The following is an 18,968-nucleotide window of genomic DNA, read 5'->3' on the forward strand; positions in this document are numbered from 1 at the left end:
TCCGCCGAGCAGTCGTTCGCTTCGCTCACGACGACCGCGACCGGGCGGCCCCTTCATCCCACCCACGGCGGCCGATACACCGAGCGCATCCGTAGCGGTTGATTCGCCGAGCGCCCGCCGCAGCGGGCGCTCGACCGTTCGCCTGAAAGCATTCCATGCTTATTTTTAGCATCATATTACAATTCTTAAAGAACGAATTTCAATTCTCTTGTCCCGCTCGACTACTCCGCGGGCCAGTACTCCACGCCGGAAATCGTCGCGCGCCAGTAGGGCAGGTCGCCGTCCGGCAGGTTCCACTCGACTTCGCCCTCGGTCGGCACGAGGAGGCCGCCTCGCTCCCGATAGTTCCACAGGTGGCCGGTCCACGTGGCCCGCTCGAACCCGCCGTCGTCGGTCTCGCGGGGGCGCTCGGCCACCACGCGCTCGACCTCGTCGTTGTCGGTGAAGTGGAAGACTGCCGAGACGGTCGTGTCGTCGTGTTCGAGCGTGGCCCGCGCGGAATCGTCGTCTATCTCCTCCCACTCGACGCCCTCGCCGGGCACGAGCGCGGTCGGGAACCAGACCGCCTCGACGAGGTACCGGACGAGTTCGCCCTCGTCGAGGTCCGGACTCGGAACCATGTCGGCGACCGGGAGCGCCCCGAGGAGCGCGGCCCGGAGGACGCCGCTCCCGCCGACGTAGGCGTCCACGACGCGGACCGGCAGGAACGGAGCCATCTCGATGGTCGCGTCCCAGACGAACCCCGGCGGGCGAACCGTGACCCGCTGGGTCGCTTCGAGGGGCTTCCACGCCGATTCCGGGCCGCCGAGTCGGAACTCGCCGCGCTGTTCGAGTCGCGCCGACCGAACGTAGGACCGCCCGTCCCGAATCGCGTTGTCGAGGTAGTCCCGAACCGGGTCGGGCAGGCCCGTCAAGTCGTCGTCGGTGACCGTCCGGTCGGTGTCGGTGACGATTCGGTCGGCGGGCGCGTCCGCTCGGTCTCTGCGTCCTTCGCCAGCGATGGCTCGCTCGGGCCGAGCGTCGGCCTCCGCGAGGAGTTCGTCGGCGAGGTCGGCGCTCGCCCGGTCGAATCGACTGCGCCCGACCGCGACGGCCGCGCCGAGACCGACCGCGGCGACGCCGAGTCCCTTCAGGGCGGTTGTGACTCGCATACGCTGTGTTCGCCGTCAGTCGTCAAGAGGTTCGCGGCGGGGGAGGCGACGAGGTCAGCGACCCCCGTCTACTTTCTTCCCCGCGTTCGTAGCCCGATATATGACCCAACCCCTCCGAACCGAGCTCGACGCAGAGGCCGCAGACGTCGTCGCGGACATCGAATCGGCGGGCGTCCCCGAGTGGTCGGCCATGTCGGTCGAGTCCGCCCGGCGAATCGAGGACGAGGTCTTCTCCGGCGGCGACCCGCCGGAAGTCGGTTTCGTCAGGGACCTCTCGATTCCCGGTCCCGACGGCGAACTCCCGATTCGCGTCTACCGCCACGGGCCGGGAGACGCCGACGCGGACGACCCAGCGCCGGTGCTGGTCTACTACCACGGCGGCGGATGGGTACTGGGGACCCTCGACTCCATCGACGGCGTCTGCCGCCGACTCGCCCGCCGAGGAGAGTGCGTGGTCGTCTCGGTGGACTACCGACTCGCGCCCGAACACCCCTTCCCCGCCGCGGTGGACGACGCCTTCGCCGCGCTCCGGTGGGTCGCGGACAACGCCGAGACCTTCGGCGGCGACCCGGGTCGGCTCGCGGTCGGCGGGACCAGCGCTGGCGGGAACCTCGCGGCGGTGACGGCGATTCGAGCGCGGAACGCCGCCGACTCCCGAGCGACGGCCCGCTTGGGCGGCCTCGACGACGCCCCGGAAATCGCCCACCAGTTCCTGTTCTACCCCATCACCGACCACGCCTTCGACACCGACTCCTACGCCGAGAACGGAGACGGCCCGCTCCTGACCGAACGAGACATGCGCTGGTTCTGGGACCACTACCTCCGGACCGAGTTGGACGGCGCGAACCCCTACGCCTCGCCGCTCCGGACGCGAGACCTCTCGGACCTCCCGCCAGCGACCGTCGTGACCTGCGGGTTCGACCCCCTCCGCGACGAGGGCGTGGCCTACGCCGAGCGGTTGGCGGACGCCGGGATTGCGGTTCGCCACGACCACCACCCGGACCAACCCCACGGCTTCCTGAGCATGAGCGAGTCGGTTTCCGCGGCCGACAGGGTGCTGGACGAAATCGGCGAGGAACTTCGGGAGCTGTAGTCGCGCGCCGAACCGCGAAGCAGTTTACTCGAAGTCGTCGTCGCTCGTGACGGGCTTGCCTTCCTCGGTCGGCGGGGCGATGTGGTCCACGAACTCCTCGACGCTCGGCTCCTCGACGCGGACCCGAACGTGGATGTCGCCGAGTTCGTCGGGGTTGCCGACCGCGAAGTTGACCACGTCCTGAAACGCCGCCTGCTTCTTGAGGTCGAACGAGAAGGTGTCGCCGCGGCGACTCCCGAAGAACTCCCCGCGGGCGGTGTCGAGTATCTCCTGGCGGTGGAGGAGTTCCGAGAAGTGATCTAAGGAGTGGACCTCCGCGGCGACCTCGCCGTGCTGTTCGTCCGGTTCCGCGCCGGGGAAGATGTTGGCGATGGCCGTGGCGACGCGGTCCGCAATTTCGGTGTCCTTGACTGGCGCGGTAATCTGGACGTCGATGCTGTAAATCATATTTTCTGCTCCTGCTCGTCCTGTTTGCGTTCGAGGCCCTCGATTCCCTCGCTCAGGAGGAGGCGAATCTTCTCGTGGAAGGCCTCCAGCGTGGTGGTGTTCTCGACCGACACGTCGGCCCGCGCGATCGCCTCGTCCATGCCGAAGCCCCGCTCGCGCTCGTCTCGCTCGCGCAGGGCCTCGCCGTCGTCGGTGTTGTCCCGACCGCGCGCCTCGACGCGCTCGGCCCGGACCTCGAAGGGCGCTTCGATGCTGACCAGCGTGAACGCCTCGCCGAAGGCCTCCTCGAATCGCTCGACCTCGACGCCCGCTCGGATGCCGTCCACGAGGACCGCCTCGGCGTCCTCCAACTCGGTTTCGATGATAGGGAGCGAGCGCTGGGCGATGGCGTCCGGGCCGTTCTCCTCGCGGAGCGCGCCCGCGATTTCGCCGTGGTGTTCGGCCGGGTCGAGACCCCGGTCTCGACACTCCTGCCGAATCACGTCGCCCATCGTCACGACGGGAATGCCCAACTCCTCGGCGACGGACGCGGCCTCGCTCTTGCCGCTCCCCGGCAGGCCCACGGTACCGATTACTCTCATTAGGTTTCGATAGTGGTGAGTCGCGCTTAAACGCTGTGTTCCGGAGAGCGCGAACGAAGCAGGCACTCAGTTCGTGGCGAGCGGGAAGCGTCGAGTAGAGAGAGGGCGAAGAATGGGGATTAGTTGTATAGAAAATAATCTTTTGTCTTTAGAAATTATATAGTTGTCTTTAGTGCTACCGAGACGAGGGTAGCGTCTGGCGGGCTCGGTGGCGCTAAAATCCTAAGTTCTTTTGCCAACCACCGATATACGACAGAACGAGGGCACGTAGCTCAGTCTGGAAAGAGCGTCGGACTTCTATCCCGGTCGGTGCCCACTCGCGGTTCCACCGCTCGCATCGTCGAGGCGCGTCGCGCCTCGCTACGCCGATTGGGGAAGACATCCGACGGTCGTGGGTTCAAATCCCATCGTGCCCGTACAGCGACCGAAGGGAGCGAACCGGCGCGAAAGGGGTTTTGAACCCTGCAAGTCGCACGCCCGGAACGGCCGAAGGCCGCACGCCCGGACCGTCTTGCTCCGGTTCAAATCCCATCGTGCCCGTACAGCGACCGAAGGGAGCGAACCGGCGCGAAAGTGAAGTCCGATGTACTCGGAGCTAAGTCCGGACCCAGACAAAGGACGTCCCGACTTCTTCACTCCTCACTTCACCCCGTTCTTCTAATTCCTTGAGACGCTGGTATGCCAGATTGTACGAACAACCGACTTTTCCGGCAACATTCCGAGTGCTAGATACCGGGAGTGACTTGACAGCAGAGAGGAACGCCTCATCAGGATACTGCCGCGAAAACTTCCCCTCCTCGTCCCTGTCGTCAGCCATCGACTGGTAGTTGTCTTGCCCACGTTCTTAAGTGTCAAGAGACGCAATCCGTTAAAGACTGGGTTTAATGGACGCTTTTATCACTATACGCCCCAGACGTTACCAGTAGAATGAGTGAGTCTGTCGAGGGTGAATCTGAACCGACAGCGGAATCAGATGTCGTTGACGAAGAGAGTTTTCGACTCGAAGGCGGCACAGTTCAAACTACCCTCACAGACGAGAAGGAAGACGAACTAATTTTGTCTGCGTATCAGGCACGAAACAGCGAAGTTTTTCCGAAAGTACTCGATTTGCACGTCGAAGATGGAGCGAAAATTGCAGACGTAACGTATGGAAAAGGCGTCTTCTGGAAAGAGGTGGACGTTGGGAACTACGAAGTCTACGCATCGGACTTAGACCCTGAGAAGTCTCCGTGCGGGCACTCCGTCGACTGCCGGAATCTTCCGTACGAAGACGACAGTTTCGATGTGGTCGTCCTCGACCCGCCCTACGCGGAAGGGTTCTTCCGACGTAACAAAGACATGCTGGCCGGTGGAGACGGTTCGCACTCTAATTTCAGAGACCACTACTCGAACGGAGAAGTCGTAGATACGAACGGCTCGAAGTATCACCAAGCGGTGCTCGACCTCTACTGTGAGGCGGGGATAGAAGCAAAACGAGTCCTGAAAGAAGACGGGACTCTCATCGTCAAAGTCCAAGACGAAGTGTCCGCCAACACGCAAGAACTCACCCATATTCAGATTACGAACTTCTACGAGGGAGAGCTCGACATGTACTCGAAAGACCTGTTCGTCGTCGTTCGGTCGAACAAACCCGCCGTATCGGGGATGAACAAACAGGTTCACGCCCGGAAAAATCACTCGTTCTTCATGGTCTACGAACTGGACGAGACGCCAACGAATATCCTACACGCCGACGATTAATTCTCGCGGTCTTCGAGTATTTCGTCCATTAATTCGTAGGGGTCGTCCGTGTACGGGTCCTCTAAGGGAACAGTAAGTTTCGGAACCGATTTCGCCAACTTTTCGCGCAAACCTTCCGGATAGTTCCCGCCGGAACGAGGCAAGTCCTCGATTTTGACGAAGGCAAATCGCCACTCGTCTTCCAGTCGATATAGGTTAATCGCCATAATGTCTATATCGGTCTTCTCGACGTCCATCAAGGTAGTTTCGTATTCGTCTCCCTCGTGCGTGATGACTCGCTGGTCGCTCGTCCCTTTGATGTGGAATCCGGCTTTCCATTCGATTCCTTTAGACCCGTTATCGAGTGTCGTTTGATGTGAATCTACCTTCTCGATAGTGTGCGTCTGGAGTGACTTGACCTCGATTTTCATGGGTTCGCCATTGTACTGGAACGCCCAGTCACCTTTATCCGCAGAATCTTGGTCTTTTGGGGTTCGAATGTTCTCGATGTCGGCGCAATCTTCGAGATACATTTCTCGTACTCGCTCTTCAGCGACGTAACCGAAGATAGCGGAGAGAGCATTCGAGTTATTGTGGATTATGTGATTGAATTCGTCTTCGTCGAGTTTCCAATCGTTCCAATAATCTGGAACTTGGTCTGCATCGCGCATACATCGCGGTTCTTATCGGGATGGCAAATACGTCCATTAAATCGTGAATACAACGGTATCAGTCGGTGGAGTAAATACTATCGACTGTATTGCCACTCGCTCGTAGGTTCCGAGCACAAAGGGTAATCGGAGCCTCAGAAGAGGTCGCCAACGTTGTTGATGTCGGACCGGCAGAACGGACACCGATAACTGGTCTGGAAGTCGTTACGCTGGGCGACCGTTCGAGTTTCGAGTTCGTGCATTGCGATACTGCGACCACAGTCGGGACACGCTACCTTCGTCACGAGAGATTTATCGATGGCCCAAACACTTAAATTGCATTGTAAGATAGTTAGAGAAATGTTACGGCCGACCGCAGGGGCCGCGACGGGCCGAAGGCGAACCTGCGGCGGTCGAGTAGCGACTCGTGCCGCGGTTCTCGCCGCACGCAAGCAAAAGTCGTTAGAACTTCGGGGTCGATACCGGCGAGTAACGACGGGATATAAAAGCGATCGAATTTACCCGGAAGAACGGCTTACTGCTCCTCGAATCCGTCCTCGAATCTGAACACGCCGTTGCGCTGAACCACTTCACCGTCCACTTCGATGAACGAATCCTCGTCCATGCTGGTAATCATGTCCACGTGGACCGCGCTCTGGTTGCCCTCCTCGCCTTCCGGCAGGCAGGTCTCGTAGGCCCGGCCGACCGCGAGGTGGATGGTGTCGCCCATCTTCTCGTCGAACAGCGTGTTGTAGGTGAACTGGTCGATGTCACGGTTCATCCCGATGCCGAGTTCGCCGAGGCGGCGCGCGCCCTCGTCGGTGGTCAGGATGTCGGTCAGGACTTGCTCGTTCTTCTCGGCGCTGTGTTCGACCACTTCGCCGCCCTCGAATCGGAGGTAGGCCTCCTCGACCACGCTTCCCTCGTGGACGAGCGGCTTGTCGAACAGCACTTCGCCCTCGACCGAATCGGCGACCGGCGCGGTGAAGACCTCGCCGCCGGGGAGGTTGTTCTTGGCCTGGTCGTTGATGGTGGTCATCCCCTCGATGCTCATCGTCAGGTCGGTGGTGTCGCCCGAGACGATGTGGACTTGCTCGCCCTCGTCGAGGAGTTCGACCATCTGGGCCTGAAACTCGCGCTGGGCGTCCCAGTCCTTGTTGATGGCGTCGTAGACGAACTCCTCGTACTCCTCGGTACTCATCTCGGCGTTCTGCGCGTCGGCGTCGGACGGGTACTGGGTGAGAACCCACGTCGTGTCCAGAATCTCCTCGCGCACGTCGGACTGGGCCTTCCGGAAGGCCGCCATCGTCTCGCCGGAGACGGCGCTCATGTCGGCGATGTTCTGGTTGGCTCGGACGTGAATCCAGACGTCCGCGGCCTCGGCCAGCGCGAGTTCGTGGTCCGGCATGTCGAGGTCCTCGGGGTCCACCGCCTTCAGGAAGGCCGCGCGGGTCTTGTCCGCTCGGAAGGAGACGTGGAAGGGCGAGCCGCCGCGCTCGCCGACCGCCTCGCAGAGCGCGAGGGTGAGGTCTTCGGCCGCCGAGGAGGCGCTGACGACGACGTTGTCGCCCTCCTCGACCTCGGTGGAGTGGTCAACGATGAGTTCTGCGTGCTCTCTGACTCGGGGGTCCATGCGGAAAACTGGTCGCGTGCATCGCAAACCGCTTTCGGTCCGGGCTTGCGCTCGGCGAGGCTGGCGCGACCGAGGGCCACCATAGCGAGAGCGACTGCGAGAACCGCGACTGCGAGGACCGACTGCCGCCACCGCGGGGTATTTGACCCGCCGCGGGCAATGAGGGCGTATGGTAGACCTGCGGAGCGACACCGTGACGAAACCCGACGACGCGATGCGAGAGGCCGCCCTCGACGCCGACGTGGGCGACGACGTGTACGGCGAGGACCCGACCGTCAACGAACTGGAAGCGAGGGCCGCCGACCTCGTCGGCTTCGAGGACGCGCTCTACGTCCCCTCGGGCACGATGGGCAACCAAATCGCGGTCCGGACCCACACCGACCGCGGGCAGGAAGTGATGGTCGAGCGCGAGAGCCACGTCTACAAGTGGGAACTCGGCGGTCTCGCCCAGCTGTCGGACCTGCAAGTCCGCACCCTCGACGGCGGCGAGCGCGGGGTGCCGACGCCAGAGCAGGTCCGCGAGGGCTACGTCGAGGAGGACCTCCACCGGCCCGGAACCGGCCTGCTGACGCTGGAAAACACCCACAACAGCAAGGGCGGTATCGCCATCGACCCGGCGAAAATCGACGCCGCCGCGGAGACCGCCCGCGACCTCGGGGTTCCGGTCCACCTCGACGGCGCGCGAGTGATGAACGCCGCGGTGGCCCACGACGTATCTCCCGAGCGCGTCACCGAGAACGTCGATTCGGTGATGTTCTGCCTCTCGAAGGGTCTCGGAGCGCCCGTCGGGTCGATTCTGGCCGGGAGCGAGGAGTTCATCGACCGGGCGCGCCGGACCCGAAAGCTGTTCGGCGGCGGGATGCGACAGGCCGGAATCATCGCCGGGCCGGGCCTGCTGGCACTCGACAACGTCGAGCGACTCGAAGACGACCACGAGAACGCCCGCGTGCTGGCCGAGCAGTTGGCGAGCGTCGAGGGCCTCTCGGTACAGGACCCCGAGACGAACATCGTCCTCGTGAACACCGAGGACGCGGGACTGGACGCCGAGGAGTTCCTCGACGCCTGCGAGGCGGTCGGCGTCCGCGGGACCCAGTTCGACACCCACGTCGCTCGCTTCTGTACTCACTGGAACGTGACCCGCGAGGACGTGGAAGACGCCGCCGAGAAGGTCGCCGAGGTCGTCGCCGATGCTCGCTGAGGCGATTGCAGTCGGGTGAGGCTTCAGCAGAGACGGCTCTCGAAGGCTAAAATCGACGTTTCACCTTACTCAAAGCGTTTATCTCGGGCGAAGCTATTGGGCGATATGAGCGCCGTCAGTAGAATGGGCGATTACCGGCGACCGTTCTCCATGCCCTCTTTGAATCCCGTGAGGGTCCGCCGGACGAACAGATACATGAAGAAGACGAACCCGAGGAGGACCACGAGAAAGCCCAGAACGAGCGGGTCGTTGACGATTGATGCCATGTATCGCCATTGCCGTTCACCCAACAAATTCGTTTCGACGTTCGGCCCGTCGGATAGGAACAAAGTTCTTGAGACGGGGGTGACAACGCCGACACATGGCTGACCTCCTGCCCTCCACGTCCGACGCGACCGCCCCGCAGTCGGGAGAACCGCGGGTCATCGGCGTCGACAGCGACGACGCCGACGACCTGCTCGGGGCGCTCTCCTCGGACACGGCCCGCGAGCTACTGGCGGCCCTCCACGAGGACCCCGCGACCCCCTCGGCGCTGGCCGAGACCATCGACACCTCGCTCCAGAACGCCCAGTACCACCTCGGCAAGTTGGAGGACGCCGACGTGATTCAGGTGGTAGACACGGTCTACTCCGAGAAGGGCCGAGAGATGAAAGTCTACGCGCCCTCCGACCAGCCCCTCGTCGTCTTCGCGGGGCGAGAGGAGAAGACGACCGGGCCCAAGACCGCGCTCTCTCGACTCTTGGGCGCGTTCGGCGCGCTCGGCCTCCTCTCGGCCGCGGTCCAGCAGGCGTTCGGCGACGGAATCGGCGCGCTGTTCGGCGGAACGGGCGGCGACGCCGTCGAGACGACCAGCGAGGGCGGCGGAGGTGGCATGTCGGTCCAGTCCACCGACGCGGTCCAGCAGACCGCCGACGCGGCGGCCAACACGATTCCGCCGGGCGTGCTGTTCTTCGCTGGCGGTGCGCTGGCCCTCGCGCTCGGATTCGCGTGGTGGTACTACTCGAGCGAGTAGTCGTAATCGGGAATACGGGTGAGAGGGGTCCTCGGCGGGAGATTCGCGGGATACGAGATTTTCACACGGTAACTAAAACGAGTTTTTGAGCTTACGGGAGCTATTTGATAGAGGGAACTGTACGTAGAGGTGTACCGCCCCGCTTCGGCCCTCCACCATCGTCGTTACCTAACCATCACATCGCCTTCGGGGCGACCCCCGATTTTTTGACGGCTTTGAGTGTTCGTCAGCGCCGCGTAACAAGTTGGCTGTTCGAGACGACAAACCGTCGGTCAGCGTTATCATTCGGCGATAGAGAAGTAGAGAAAATAACCGAGAGACGCAACCAGAACGAGTAGCGAAAGATAGTACACGGCGTTAATCAGGGCCCCGAGAACTGGAACACCGCCGAAAAGACCGCGGACTAGCATGAACAGGACGAAGACGACGAGAGAAATGCCGATAGTAGAGACTGTCGTATTGGCCGAGAACAGCGCGTCGGCCATGAACCCGCGATTCGGATTCGACCCGCTCGTCATTCTCGGTTTCATCTTAAGTCCCGACCTCAATAGTTCTTATCGTGGATACGGTTCTGGTCATTTCTACTTATCCTCCAGAAAGTCTGTCTTTGGTTCAGCTTTCGAGGTATCTCTCTGTTCGGCCAAGTCGGGGTCGGCACCCGGTGGAAATCCCTGTTCGGACGGTGGTTCAATGATGTCGAGTACATCACCGACAACCCAGAAAACCGCGAGGACGACGAACGCTAATCCGAGTCCGAAGCCGATGAGCGGAAGAGTCAATGGAGCAGTAACGGGTTGTTGTATCATAAACGTCAGAAACCCACCACCGGAAAGGATGAGAATGACAAGCGCCAGCATGATGAACGAGATACTTCCGATTTGACGGCGGTACGAAAGGTCGTGGTCTTCGGTCAGGTACACCCGAATCATCACCTGCATGAGTACACCGACGAGTGGGAGAAGGATACCGAGAATTTCGAGCAGGCTAATGGCAGTCTGAACACTCGTAAGACCCGCCGAAGTCGTCGTACCCTTCATCCTAGTAGTCTCTATAGTTTATTTTGACTATAAAGAGCAGACGTCAAATATCTTCTGGTTCGAGGGTAAAACAAGGACGATAAGCCAAGAGTAATTTACCCCTTCTCTTACGCGCGGCCAGACTCGTCACTCGACTTCGAATCGCTCGACCACCGACCCGTCGCGGTGGCGGATTTCGCCTTCGAGGCCCGAGTCGGTCGGACGGAGTTCCGCGTGGGTCGGCAACCCGCCGCGGGGCCGGGCGTGACTGCCGGGATTGAGCAACAGCACCTCGTCGGCGTCGGTCGCGGCGTGGCGGTGTGAGTGGCCGAACACCACCACGTCGGCGGCCTGCTGGCGACCCAACAGCGAGAGGCCGGTCGCGCTCCGGTCGTCGCCGTGGGTCAGGACGAACCGAATGCCCTCGGTCTCGAAGGTTCGTTCGGGAGGGAGTCGGTCCCTGACCTCCGGCGTGGCGTTGTTGCCGGAGACCGCGTAGAGGCGGTCGCTGACCTCCTGAAAGGCGTCGAGGACTGCCTCGGTCGTGAAGTCCCCGGCGTGGACGACCACGTCGGCCTCCTCGACGGCCTCCTTCGCGCGGCCCTCCAGTTCGTGCCCCGACTGGCTGTGAGTGTCGGAGATGACGGTTATCATGTCCCGGCGTAGGAAGTGCAACGTCCTGAGCGTTTCCGTCTGGGGTAGTCGGGCGGCGTTTCGGCCGACCCTACAATTTCTTAAGCAATATTTTTGATTCCTTGGGCGTGCGACTGACCGCCTCGCCGAGGAGGGCCGTCGCGCATCGACTCCGAATTAGCCGACCACGTAGTTCGGTGTAAGCCGCCTCTCCTGCAACCACTTACTTATCCGGTGGCCGAGAAGGTATGGCAAATGGCCGAAAGCAAATCTGTCGTCATCGCCGCGCTCATCGCCAACGGGGCGATTGCGATACTGAAATTCGCTGGCTTCCTGCTGACCGGGAGCGCCGCGATGCTCTCGGAGACGTACCACTCTGTTTCGGACACGGGCAATCAGGTGTTCCTGCTCATCGGTATCCGGTACGGCAACAGGGACGCCAGCCGCGGCCACCCGTTCGGTTACGGGAAAGCCGAGTTCTTCTACAGCTTTCTGGTGAGCGTCCTGCTGTTCGGCATCGCCGGATGGGAGAGCGCCAGACACGGCTACGACGCCATCATGCATCCACACCCCGTCGACCCGGGGTCGGCCACGCTGCTCGGGTACACCGTCCCCGGCGTCTGGGTGAATTACGCGGTACTCCTCGGCGCTATCGCCTTCGAGAGCTACGCGCTGAAGAAGGCCTACGCCGGGATGAAAAAGGATATCCGCGAACACGAGTGGAGCGGGCTCGTCGAGGCGTTCAAGAAAACCAGCAACGTCACGACGCTCACCGCGTTCACCGAGGACACCATTGCGATGGCCGGGGCCGGAATCGCCCTCGTGGGGGTCTATCTCTCCAGAGTGACGGGGAACCCGCTCTACGACGCCGTGTCTGCCCTCCTCATCGGCCTGATGCTGATGGGCTTCGCCGTCGCGCTCGCCTGGGAGAACAAGCGCCTCCTCATCGGCGAGAGCCTCCCGAAGAGCGAGGAGGAAGAACTCCGCCGAATCATCGAGGAGTGGGACGGCGTGGTCAACATCGTGGACTTCCGGACGGTCATCTTCGGCCCGGAGAACGTGCTGGTCACCGCCGACGTCGCCTACGAGAAGGGCATTCCGACCGCCGAGATGGACCAACAAATCACCGAGTTGGAGGACGCGCTGATGGAAGCCAACCAGAGCGTCTTCAAGGTGTACATCGAACCCGAGTCTCGACAGCGGAGTCGGAAAGGGGAGGCGGCGGAGTGAAGCCTCACCGGTAGACGGTATCCCGAGTATCGATTTCTAAGACTCGGAGTTCGTCGCTTCGCCGAACCCAGTCGATAATCGCGCGACGTTTTCCGACTCGGAGCGAGTACTCCTCCCGGCCTCTCAAGGGTTTCAGATGGCGTTCCGGGTCGTCTCCCGCATCTTCGAGTTTCGACCGAACGCGCGACTCCACGTCGTTCGGAAGCGACTGGAGTCTCGACTCAACGTCCGGATGGAGCAAGACGGTCGCCATCGACGGCCCGTCAGAGTTCGACCCATTCGTCGGATTCACGACGGGACTCGACCGCTTCCTCGGTGTCTGGGTCGAGTTCTGGGGCGACCGTCGCCCACCAGCCAGCCGCGCGGGCACCGAACTTCTTGCGTTCCACCAACCCCTCCTCGTGCATTCGACCGAGCCGATTTCGGACCCCCTCGTTCGTCATCTGCTTACCGAACTGCCTGAGGCCGTCGGCGACCTCCTGTGCCGTGAGAACGGGGTCGTCGTAGTAGTCGAACACCTTGAGAACGTCTTGGTCGGAGACGGTCTCGGTGAATCGCCCGGCGTCGTCCCGGCCTTGGCTCATGCGTCGAAGTACGGAAAAGCGACGTAAAACCGTTTTGCTCGTGCAAACCGGCAAACATGAGTGAGATGCTATTCTTCGTCCATCTCGAACAGTCGATTCAGCGTCACGCCCTCCAATCGGACTAATTCCTCGGCAATCTTGCTGTCCTCGTTCAATTGATACATCGGGCTTCCGCCGACATCGCGGGTATGTTCGATTACGCCGAGGTCCTGCAAGTCGCCGAGGTGGTCGTAGACCGTGCTTCTGGCGACGCCCGCGAGGTCGGCGACGTAGCTCACGTTCAGGTCTCGGCCGCGTTCGCTGACGAACGCGGCGAGGATTTTGGTCCGGGCCGGTTGGCCGAAGAGGTGAGCGAAGGGGCTGTCCTCGGCGTAGGAATCAACGACCATATCAAAGTCAATTTCGACTCCCGCCAAATGCCTTCTGTCTACCCGACACTTCCACATCTAAGCGAGAGTTTAAACCCGAAGCCGAGCAAACTGCTCCCGTGGCAGAGACGAACGGGTACATGCGCTTTTTCCCCTACGACCAGCCCTACGACAACCAGAAGGAGGCGATGGACCGGATTTACAACTCCTTCACCCGCGAGCAGGACGTCCTCTTCGAGGGGGCCTGCGGGACTGGCAAGACCCTCTCGTCGCTGGTTCCGGCGCTGGAGTACGCCCGCGAGGAGAACAAGACGGTGGTCATCACGACCAACGTCCACCAGCAGATGCGCCAGTTCGTGGCCGAGGCGCGGGCCATCACCAGAGAGGAGCCGATTCGGGCGGTCGTCTTCCGGGGGAAAGGGTCGATGTGCCACATCGACGTGGGGTTCGAGGAGTGTCAGGTTCTCCGGGACAACACCTACGAGGTCGTGGACGCCGAGCGCGACTTGGAAGAACTGGAGGAGCGACAGGAAGAACTCCTCGAAGCCAGCCAAGAGGGCGACGAGCGCGCCGCGGAGGCCCGGAGCGCGGTCATGGACGAGTTAGAGCAGGTCCAAGAGCGCGTCGAGGGACTGGAAGAACAGAACACCTGCGAGTACTACTACAACAACCTCGTGGGCGACAACGACGAGTTCTACTCGTGGCTCTACGACGACGTGCGCACCCCCGACGACATCTACGAGTTCGCCGAGGAGCAGACGCTCTGTGGCTACGAACTGCTGAAAGACGGGATGGAGGGCGTCGATTTGGTGGTCTGCAACTACCACCACCTGCTGGACCCGATGATACGCGAGCAGTTCTTCCGGTGGTTGGACCGGGACCCCGAGGACGTCATCGCCATCTTCGACGAGGCCCACAACATCGAGGACACGGCCCGCGAACACGCCACGCGGACCCTGACCGAGAACACCCTCGACTCGGCGCTGGACGAGTTGCAGGATTCCGACGACGCCAGAGCGGAACCCGCCTACAACGTCGTGTCGGCGTTTCGCCGGGCGCTCGAAGAGACCTACGAGGAGAACTTCGGGTTCGGCGACCGCGAGCGCGTCGGCGGCGACTGGGAGGACGTGTCTATCGCCAACGAGGACAAGCGCGACGACCTGACGCTCAACTTCCTCCAGCAGTACACCGGCAAGGGAATCGACACCGAACTCCAACTGGCGGTCCACCTCGGCAAGGAACTGGACGAGGAGTACGAGGAGGCGTACAAAAATGGCGAGTCCACCACTCGTCAGGAGTGCCAGACGCTTCAGGCCGCGACGTTCATCCAGTCGTTCATGGACGAGAGCGCCGAACTGGGCCAGTACCCCGTGGTCTCGGTCCGGCGCGACGAGGCCACCGAGGAGGTCTACGGTCGGGCCGAACTCTACACCTGCATCCCCAGAGAAGTGACCCAAGAACTCTTCGAGGAGGTGTACGCCACGGTTCTGATGAGCGCGACCCTGCGACCCTTCGACGTGAGTGCGGACGTGCTGGGACTCGAAGACCCCGTGGAGATGGCCTACGGTCTCCAGTTCCCCGAGGAGAACCGCCGGACGTTCGCGGTCGAGACACCCGCCCTCTTCTCCAGCGAGCGCGACAACCCCGAGACGCAGGAAGCTATCGCGGGCGTCCTCGAAGACGCGGTCGAGTTCACGGCCGGGAACACCCTGCTGTTCTTCCCGAGTTACGCCGAGGCCGAGCGATACTACGACCGCCTCGACCGCGAGTTCGGCGCGTCCGACACGACCCTCTACATGGACGAACCCGGCACCTCGGTCGAGGAGTTGCGCCAGCGGTTCGTCGCCGACGACGACGCCGCGCTGTTCACCTCGCTCTGGGGCACCCTCGCGGAGGGCGTCAGTTTCGACGGCGACGACGCCCGCACCGTCGTCGTGGTCGGGGTGCCCTATCCGCACCTCAACGACCGGATGGAGGCGGTTCAGGAAGCCTACGACCGGACGTTCGCAGACCGGTCGGGCCGCGACTCGGGATGGGAGTACGCCGTCGAGATTCCGACGATTCGCAAGACCCGCCAAGCACTCGGCAGGGTGATTCGCGCCCCCGAGGACTTCGGCGTCCGCGTGCTGGTGGACAAGCGATACACCGAGGCGGGCGCGAAGGAGATGGGCAAGTACAGCGTCCGCGATACCTTCCCCGTCGAGGAGCGCGGCGAGATGCTCGACGTGGCCGCCGACAAACTGAAATTCGCCATGCTGAACTTCTTCACCGACAACGACGCGTGGGACGGCGAACCGCCGACGCCGTGATTTAACCAACAGCCACAGTTGGTAAAGAATTAGAATTGTGTTCGTAGTCAGCAGACGTATTTCTAAGCCGGAAGCGAGAACGTCGTGACCTCCTCCTCGTAGTTGGCGTCCCAGAGCGCCACCCGATTGACCGTCCACGTGACGGGGTCGATTTCCCGCTCGGCGAGTCGGCGCGCGGCGGCGACGTCGCCGCCGCGCGCCAGCGTGACGTGAGGGACGTAGTCGTCGCCCTCGAACTCTTCGGCGACCGAGAACTCCTCGGCGAGTCGTCCGTGGACCCGCCGGAGGCCCGGACTCTCGACCGCGAGATAGACCACCGGTCCCTCGCCGAGCGGCGGGCGCTCGAAGTAGTCGATGCCGGAGATGCGGGCCTCGAAGGCGGGCGCACCGGCCAGCGCCGTCCGGACCTGCTCGCGGAGCCGGTGGGTGCCGCCCGCAGGGGCGTCCCCGAGGCGCTTGCAGACCAGCGTGTGGCGCTCCCGAATCGTCTCGAAGTCGAGCAGGAGGGGCCGGAGGTCCTCGGCGAGCCGCTGGACCTCGCCGGGAACAGGGACGTTGAGGCTGTACACTATCGAACCGTCGGACTGGGCGGGCAAAGAGGGTGGCGGTCGGCGCGAGCCGAGAGGATGGCGGTCGGCGTGAGCTGAGAAGGTGGCGGTCGGCGCGAGTCGAGGGGATGGTGGTCGCCCGAGATGACTTATTTTCACCGCAGACGTGTTTCCGGATTGAGTGCAATCCTTGCCGTCCCGAAAGGGTTTAAAACCCTCGCCGTTCAACCTACTGGCGATGACAGGGACTCTCGGCACGGGAGCGCTCGCGCCCTCCTCCAGTCGTGAGTCCGCACTCGTTCTCGCGCGACGACGACGACCGGGGTCTCCGTAGACCCCATCTTATCCTCATCCCCTTGATTTCACGAGTTTGTCGCCGACGACGACACGAGTATCGTCCGCGAACCGTATCCCCAATCCGACATCCGACAACACACCGCATCCAACATGACAGACCAATCCGATACCACAGACCAATCGAAAGTCGCGCTCGCCTTCTCGGGCGGACTCGACACCACCGTCTGCGTACCGCTGCTCGAAGAGGAGTACGACTACGACGAAGTAATCGGCGTCACCGTGGACGTCGGCCAACCCGCCGAGGAGTTCGACGAGGCCGAGGAGACCGCCGAGGCGCTCGGCCTCGACCACTACGTCGTGGATGCCAAGGACGCCTTCGCCGACCAGTGCCTCGACGCCGTGAAAGCCAACGCGACGTATCAGGGCTACCCCCTCGGCACGGCGCTCGCGCGCCCCGTCATCGCCGAGGCCATCCTCGAAGTCGCCGAGGACGAGGGCTGTACCGGCATCGCTCACGGTTGCACCGGCAAAGGTAACGACCAACTGCGCTTCGAGGCGGTCTGGCGCGACTCCGATTTGGCGGTCATCGCGCCGGTCCGCGAACTCGGCCTGACCCGCGAGTGGGAGATGGAGTACGCCGCCGAGAAGGACCTCCCCGTCGAGGGCGGCAACGAGGGCGACTGGTCCATCGACACGAACCTCTGGAGTCGCTCGGTCGAGGGCGACGACCTCGAAGACCCCGGCTACGTCCCGCCGGAGGACATCTACGAGTGGACCGAGACGCCCGGCCAGAAGGAAATCGAGACCATCGAAATCACCTTCGAGGAGGGCAAGCCGGTCGCAATCGACGGCGAGGAGATGCCCTCGGTCCAACTCATCGAGTACCTCAACGACCTCGCGGGGAGCCACGGAGTCGGGCGCACCGACATGATGGAAGACCGCATGCTCGGCCTGAAGGTCCGCGAGAACTACGAGCATCCCGCCGCGACGACCCTCCTCAACGCCCACGAGGCCCTCGAAGGTCTCGTCCTGACCGAAGAGGAGCGCGCGTTCAAGAAGCAAGTGGACCAGCAGTGGGCCGAGAAGGCCTACGAAGGCCTCATCTCCGCGCCCCTCGTGGACGCCCTCGACGGGTTCGTGGACACGACCCAGAAGAAGGTCACGGGCACCGTCACCGTCAAGTTCGAGGGCGGACAGGCCCGTCCGGTCGGCCGCGAGAGCGACTATGCAGTCTACTCGGAGTCGGCGGCCTCGTTCAACACCGAGTCGGTGGACGGCATCGCCCAGTCGGACGCGACCGGCGTGGCGAAGTACCACGGCTTCCAGTCGCGTCTGGCCAACAAAGTCGCCGCCGACGCCGAGGCCAAGAAGGCGGAACTGCTGACCGACGGAAGCGGTGAGAGTGAGGAGTAATTCATGACCGAGGAGAGCGACCCCACCGATAGCTCCGACGTGGTTCGCCGGGACCGCTTCAGCGGCGGCCCCGCCCGCGGGTTCCTCTCCTCGATGGACGACGACGAGCGCATCTTCGCGGCCGACCTCGCGGTGGACCGCGCCCACGTCGTGATGCTGGCCGAGGAGGGAATCGTGGCTGAAGACGAGGCCGCGACAATCCTCTCGGCGCTGGACGACGTGGAATCCGCCGGGTTCGACGCGCTCCCCGACGGCGAGGACGTTCACGCCGCAATCGAGACCGGGGTCATCGAGCGCGTCGGCGACGTGGGCGGGAAGATGCACACCGCCCGGTCGCGCAACGACGAGGTGGCGACCTGCATCCGGTACCGCCTGCGCGAAGACGTGCTGGAGGCAATCGAGGCCACGCTGGGCCTCCGCGGCGCGCTCGCAGAGGTCGCGTCGGAACGCGCCGAGACCGCGATGCCCGGCTACACTCACCTTCAGCCCGCGCAACCCACGACCGTCGGTCACTACCTGCTGTCCTACGAGCAGGCAGTTGCCCGGGACACCGCGCGCCTGTTCGACGCCTACGAGAGAGTCAACCAGTCGCCGCTCGGGTCGGCGGCGTTCGCTGGCACGCCCTTCGAGGTGAACCGCGAACGCACCGCCGAGTTGCTCGGGTTCGAGGGACTGGTCGAGAACTCGATGGACGCGGTTTCGACCCGCGACTTCCTCGTGGAAGTCGTCGCCGCGCTCGCAAATCTGGCGACCACGGTGTCGGGGCTCGCGGAGGACCTCGTGGTCTTCTCGAACAAGGGCCTCGTGGAGCTTTCTGACGACTACTCGTCCACGTCGTCCATCATGCCCCAGAAGAAGAACCCCGACACGCTCGAACTCGTCCGGGCGACCGCCGGGGACGCCGCCTCGGGGCTGAACGGTCTGCTTACGACTCTGAAGGGGCTGCCCCGCGCGTACAACCGCGACCTCCAGAACGCCACGCCCCACGCGTGGGAGGCAATCGACGCCGTCTCGGAAGCGGTCGCGGGGGGCGCGGGGGGCGCGGGGGCCGCCGCCCCGGGCGGGGGGGGGGGGGGCGGGGGGGGG

The 18,968-nt window shown here is 63.1% G+C and carries 22 protein-coding genes and 1 tRNA gene; 9 read left to right on the top strand and 14 right to left on the bottom strand.

The window, feature by feature from the left end; genetic code table 11:
- Window positions 1–221 precede the first annotated feature (221 nt).
- The gene (locus EPL01_RS01400; RefSeq protein WP_135823472.1) at window positions 222–1,151 is read right to left on the bottom strand and encodes a DUF6544 family protein; all 930 of its coding nucleotides are present in this window, start codon (window positions 1,149–1,151) and stop codon (window positions 222–224) included.
- A gap of 100 nt (window positions 1,152–1,251) precedes the next feature.
- On the opposite strand from EPL01_RS01400, the gene EPL01_RS01405 reads away from it, so the two are divergent.
- A complete protein-coding gene (locus EPL01_RS01405) occupies window positions 1,252–2,244 on the top strand; it encodes an alpha/beta hydrolase (protein ID WP_135823473.1) in 993 nt (330 codons plus the stop codon).
- Window positions 2,245–2,268: 24 nt separating this feature from the next.
- On the opposite strand, the gene EPL01_RS01410 is transcribed toward EPL01_RS01405, so the two are convergent.
- Window positions 2,269–2,691, bottom strand: a complete 423-nt coding sequence (locus EPL01_RS01410; protein WP_135823474.1) for an RNA-binding domain-containing protein — start codon at window positions 2,689–2,691, stop codon at window positions 2,269–2,271.
- Window positions 2,688–3,272: an AAA family ATPase gene (locus EPL01_RS01415; RefSeq protein ID WP_135823475.1), complete on the bottom strand. Its 585-nt coding sequence runs from the start codon at window positions 3,270–3,272 to the stop codon at window positions 2,688–2,690. The genes EPL01_RS01410 and EPL01_RS01415 overlap by 4 nt, the downstream gene beginning before the upstream one ends.
- Before the next feature lie 261 nt (window positions 3,273–3,533).
- Here EPL01_RS01415 and EPL01_RS21350 point away from each other — a divergent pair.
- Window positions 3,534–3,688, top strand: a tRNA-Arg gene (locus EPL01_RS21350).
- A gap of 179 nt (window positions 3,689–3,867) precedes the next feature.
- Here the strand turns inward: EPL01_RS21350 and EPL01_RS01420 are convergent.
- Window positions 3,868–4,089, bottom strand: coding sequence for a transcriptional regulator (locus tag EPL01_RS01420; protein ID WP_135823476.1), 222 nt, complete (start codon window positions 4,087–4,089; stop codon window positions 3,868–3,870).
- 110 nt (window positions 4,090–4,199) lie between these two features.
- On the opposite strand from EPL01_RS01420, the gene EPL01_RS01425 reads away from it, so the two are divergent.
- On the top strand, window positions 4,200–5,012 hold the full coding sequence (locus EPL01_RS01425) for a DNA methyltransferase (protein WP_135823477.1): 813 nt from the start codon (window positions 4,200–4,202) through the stop codon (window positions 5,010–5,012).
- Here the strand turns inward: EPL01_RS01425 and EPL01_RS01430 are convergent.
- Window positions 5,009–5,662, bottom strand: coding sequence for a hypothetical protein (locus EPL01_RS01430; protein WP_135823478.1), 654 nt, complete (start codon window positions 5,660–5,662; stop codon window positions 5,009–5,011). The genes EPL01_RS01425 and EPL01_RS01430 overlap by 4 nt on opposite strands.
- Window positions 5,663–6,176: 514 nt before the next feature.
- A complete protein-coding gene (locus EPL01_RS01435) occupies window positions 6,177–7,274 on the bottom strand; it encodes an aminopeptidase (RefSeq protein ID WP_135823479.1) in 1,098 nt (365 codons plus the stop codon).
- A 169-nt stretch (window positions 7,275–7,443) separates the two neighbouring features.
- On the opposite strand from EPL01_RS01435, the gene EPL01_RS01440 reads away from it, so the two are divergent.
- A complete protein-coding gene (locus tag EPL01_RS01440) occupies window positions 7,444–8,472 on the top strand; it encodes a threonine aldolase family protein (protein ID WP_135823480.1) in 1,029 nt (342 codons plus the stop codon).
- Between the two features lie 131 nt (window positions 8,473–8,603).
- Here EPL01_RS01440 and EPL01_RS22335 read toward each other — a convergent pair whose 3' ends face one another.
- Complete coding sequence (locus EPL01_RS22335) at window positions 8,604–8,738, bottom strand: DUF7859 family protein (protein ID WP_281275323.1); 135 nt, start codon at window positions 8,736–8,738, stop codon at window positions 8,604–8,606.
- Between the two features lie 95 nt (window positions 8,739–8,833).
- Between EPL01_RS22335 and EPL01_RS01445 the strand changes: the two genes are divergently transcribed.
- Window positions 8,834–9,484, top strand: a complete 651-nt coding sequence (locus EPL01_RS01445; protein WP_135823481.1) for an ArsR/SmtB family transcription factor — start codon at window positions 8,834–8,836, stop codon at window positions 9,482–9,484.
- 281 nt (window positions 9,485–9,765) lie between these two features.
- Here EPL01_RS01445 and EPL01_RS01450 read toward each other — a convergent pair whose 3' ends face one another.
- The 3 genes from EPL01_RS01450 to EPL01_RS01460 form a co-directional block, all read right to left on the bottom strand.
- On the bottom strand, window positions 9,766–9,969 hold the full coding sequence (locus EPL01_RS01450) for a hypothetical protein (protein WP_135823482.1): 204 nt from the start codon (window positions 9,967–9,969) through the stop codon (window positions 9,766–9,768).
- Window positions 9,970–10,065: 96 nt separating this feature from the next.
- The gene (locus tag EPL01_RS01455; protein WP_135823483.1) at window positions 10,066–10,521 is read right to left on the bottom strand and encodes a hypothetical protein; all 456 of its coding nucleotides are present in this window, start codon (window positions 10,519–10,521) and stop codon (window positions 10,066–10,068) included.
- A gap of 126 nt (window positions 10,522–10,647) precedes the next feature.
- The gene (locus EPL01_RS01460; RefSeq protein ID WP_135823484.1) at window positions 10,648–11,154 is read right to left on the bottom strand and encodes a metallophosphoesterase; all 507 of its coding nucleotides are present in this window, start codon (window positions 11,152–11,154) and stop codon (window positions 10,648–10,650) included.
- Window positions 11,155–11,388: 234 nt separating this feature from the next.
- Between EPL01_RS01460 and EPL01_RS01465 the strand changes: the two genes are divergently transcribed.
- Window positions 11,389–12,363, top strand: a complete 975-nt coding sequence (locus tag EPL01_RS01465) for a cation diffusion facilitator family transporter (RefSeq protein WP_135823485.1) — start codon at window positions 11,389–11,391, stop codon at window positions 12,361–12,363.
- Between the two features lie 4 nt (window positions 12,364–12,367).
- Here the strand turns inward: EPL01_RS01465 and EPL01_RS01470 are convergent, their stop codons facing one another.
- The 3 genes from EPL01_RS01470 to EPL01_RS01480 all read right to left on the bottom strand — a co-directional run bounded on the left by EPL01_RS01470 (window position 12,368) and on the right by EPL01_RS01480 (window position 13,336).
- The gene (locus tag EPL01_RS01470; RefSeq protein WP_135823486.1) at window positions 12,368–12,655 is read right to left on the bottom strand and encodes a type II toxin-antitoxin system RelE family toxin; all 288 of its coding nucleotides are present in this window, start codon (window positions 12,653–12,655) and stop codon (window positions 12,368–12,370) included.
- On the bottom strand, window positions 12,627–12,947 hold the full coding sequence (locus tag EPL01_RS01475; protein ID WP_135823487.1) for a winged-helix domain-containing protein: 321 nt from the start codon (window positions 12,945–12,947) through the stop codon (window positions 12,627–12,629). Before EPL01_RS01475 ends, EPL01_RS01470 begins: the two co-directional genes overlap by 29 nt.
- A gap of 68 nt (window positions 12,948–13,015) precedes the next feature.
- Window positions 13,016–13,336 (bottom strand): winged helix-turn-helix domain-containing protein, encoded by a 321-nt coding sequence (locus EPL01_RS01480; RefSeq protein ID WP_135823488.1) that lies wholly within the window; start codon window positions 13,334–13,336, stop codon window positions 13,016–13,018.
- A gap of 98 nt (window positions 13,337–13,434) precedes the next feature.
- On the opposite strand from EPL01_RS01480, the gene EPL01_RS01485 reads away from it, so the two are divergent.
- Window positions 13,435–15,624, top strand: a complete 2,190-nt coding sequence (locus tag EPL01_RS01485) for an ATP-dependent DNA helicase (RefSeq protein ID WP_135823489.1) — start codon at window positions 13,435–13,437, stop codon at window positions 15,622–15,624.
- Between the two features lie 62 nt (window positions 15,625–15,686).
- On the opposite strand, the gene EPL01_RS01490 is transcribed toward EPL01_RS01485, so the two are convergent.
- Entirely contained in the window at window positions 15,687–16,193 is a 507-nt protein-coding gene (locus EPL01_RS01490) for a 2'-5' RNA ligase family protein (protein WP_135823490.1), read from the bottom strand.
- A gap of 426 nt (window positions 16,194–16,619) precedes the next feature.
- Between EPL01_RS01490 and EPL01_RS01495 the strand changes: the two genes are divergently transcribed.
- Complete coding sequence (locus EPL01_RS01495; protein ID WP_135823491.1) at window positions 16,620–17,882, top strand: argininosuccinate synthase; 1,263 nt, start codon at window positions 16,620–16,622, stop codon at window positions 17,880–17,882.
- Window positions 17,883–17,885: 3 nt separating this feature from the next.
- Window positions 17,886–18,968: argininosuccinate lyase (gene argH / locus EPL01_RS01500; protein ID WP_246045600.1), on the top strand; the 1,083-nt coding region annotated here is incomplete at its 3' end.

Source organism: Halorussus ruber, assembly GCF_004765785.1.
Taxonomy (GTDB): Archaea; Halobacteriota; Halobacteria; order Halobacteriales; family Haladaptataceae; genus Halorussus; species Halorussus ruber.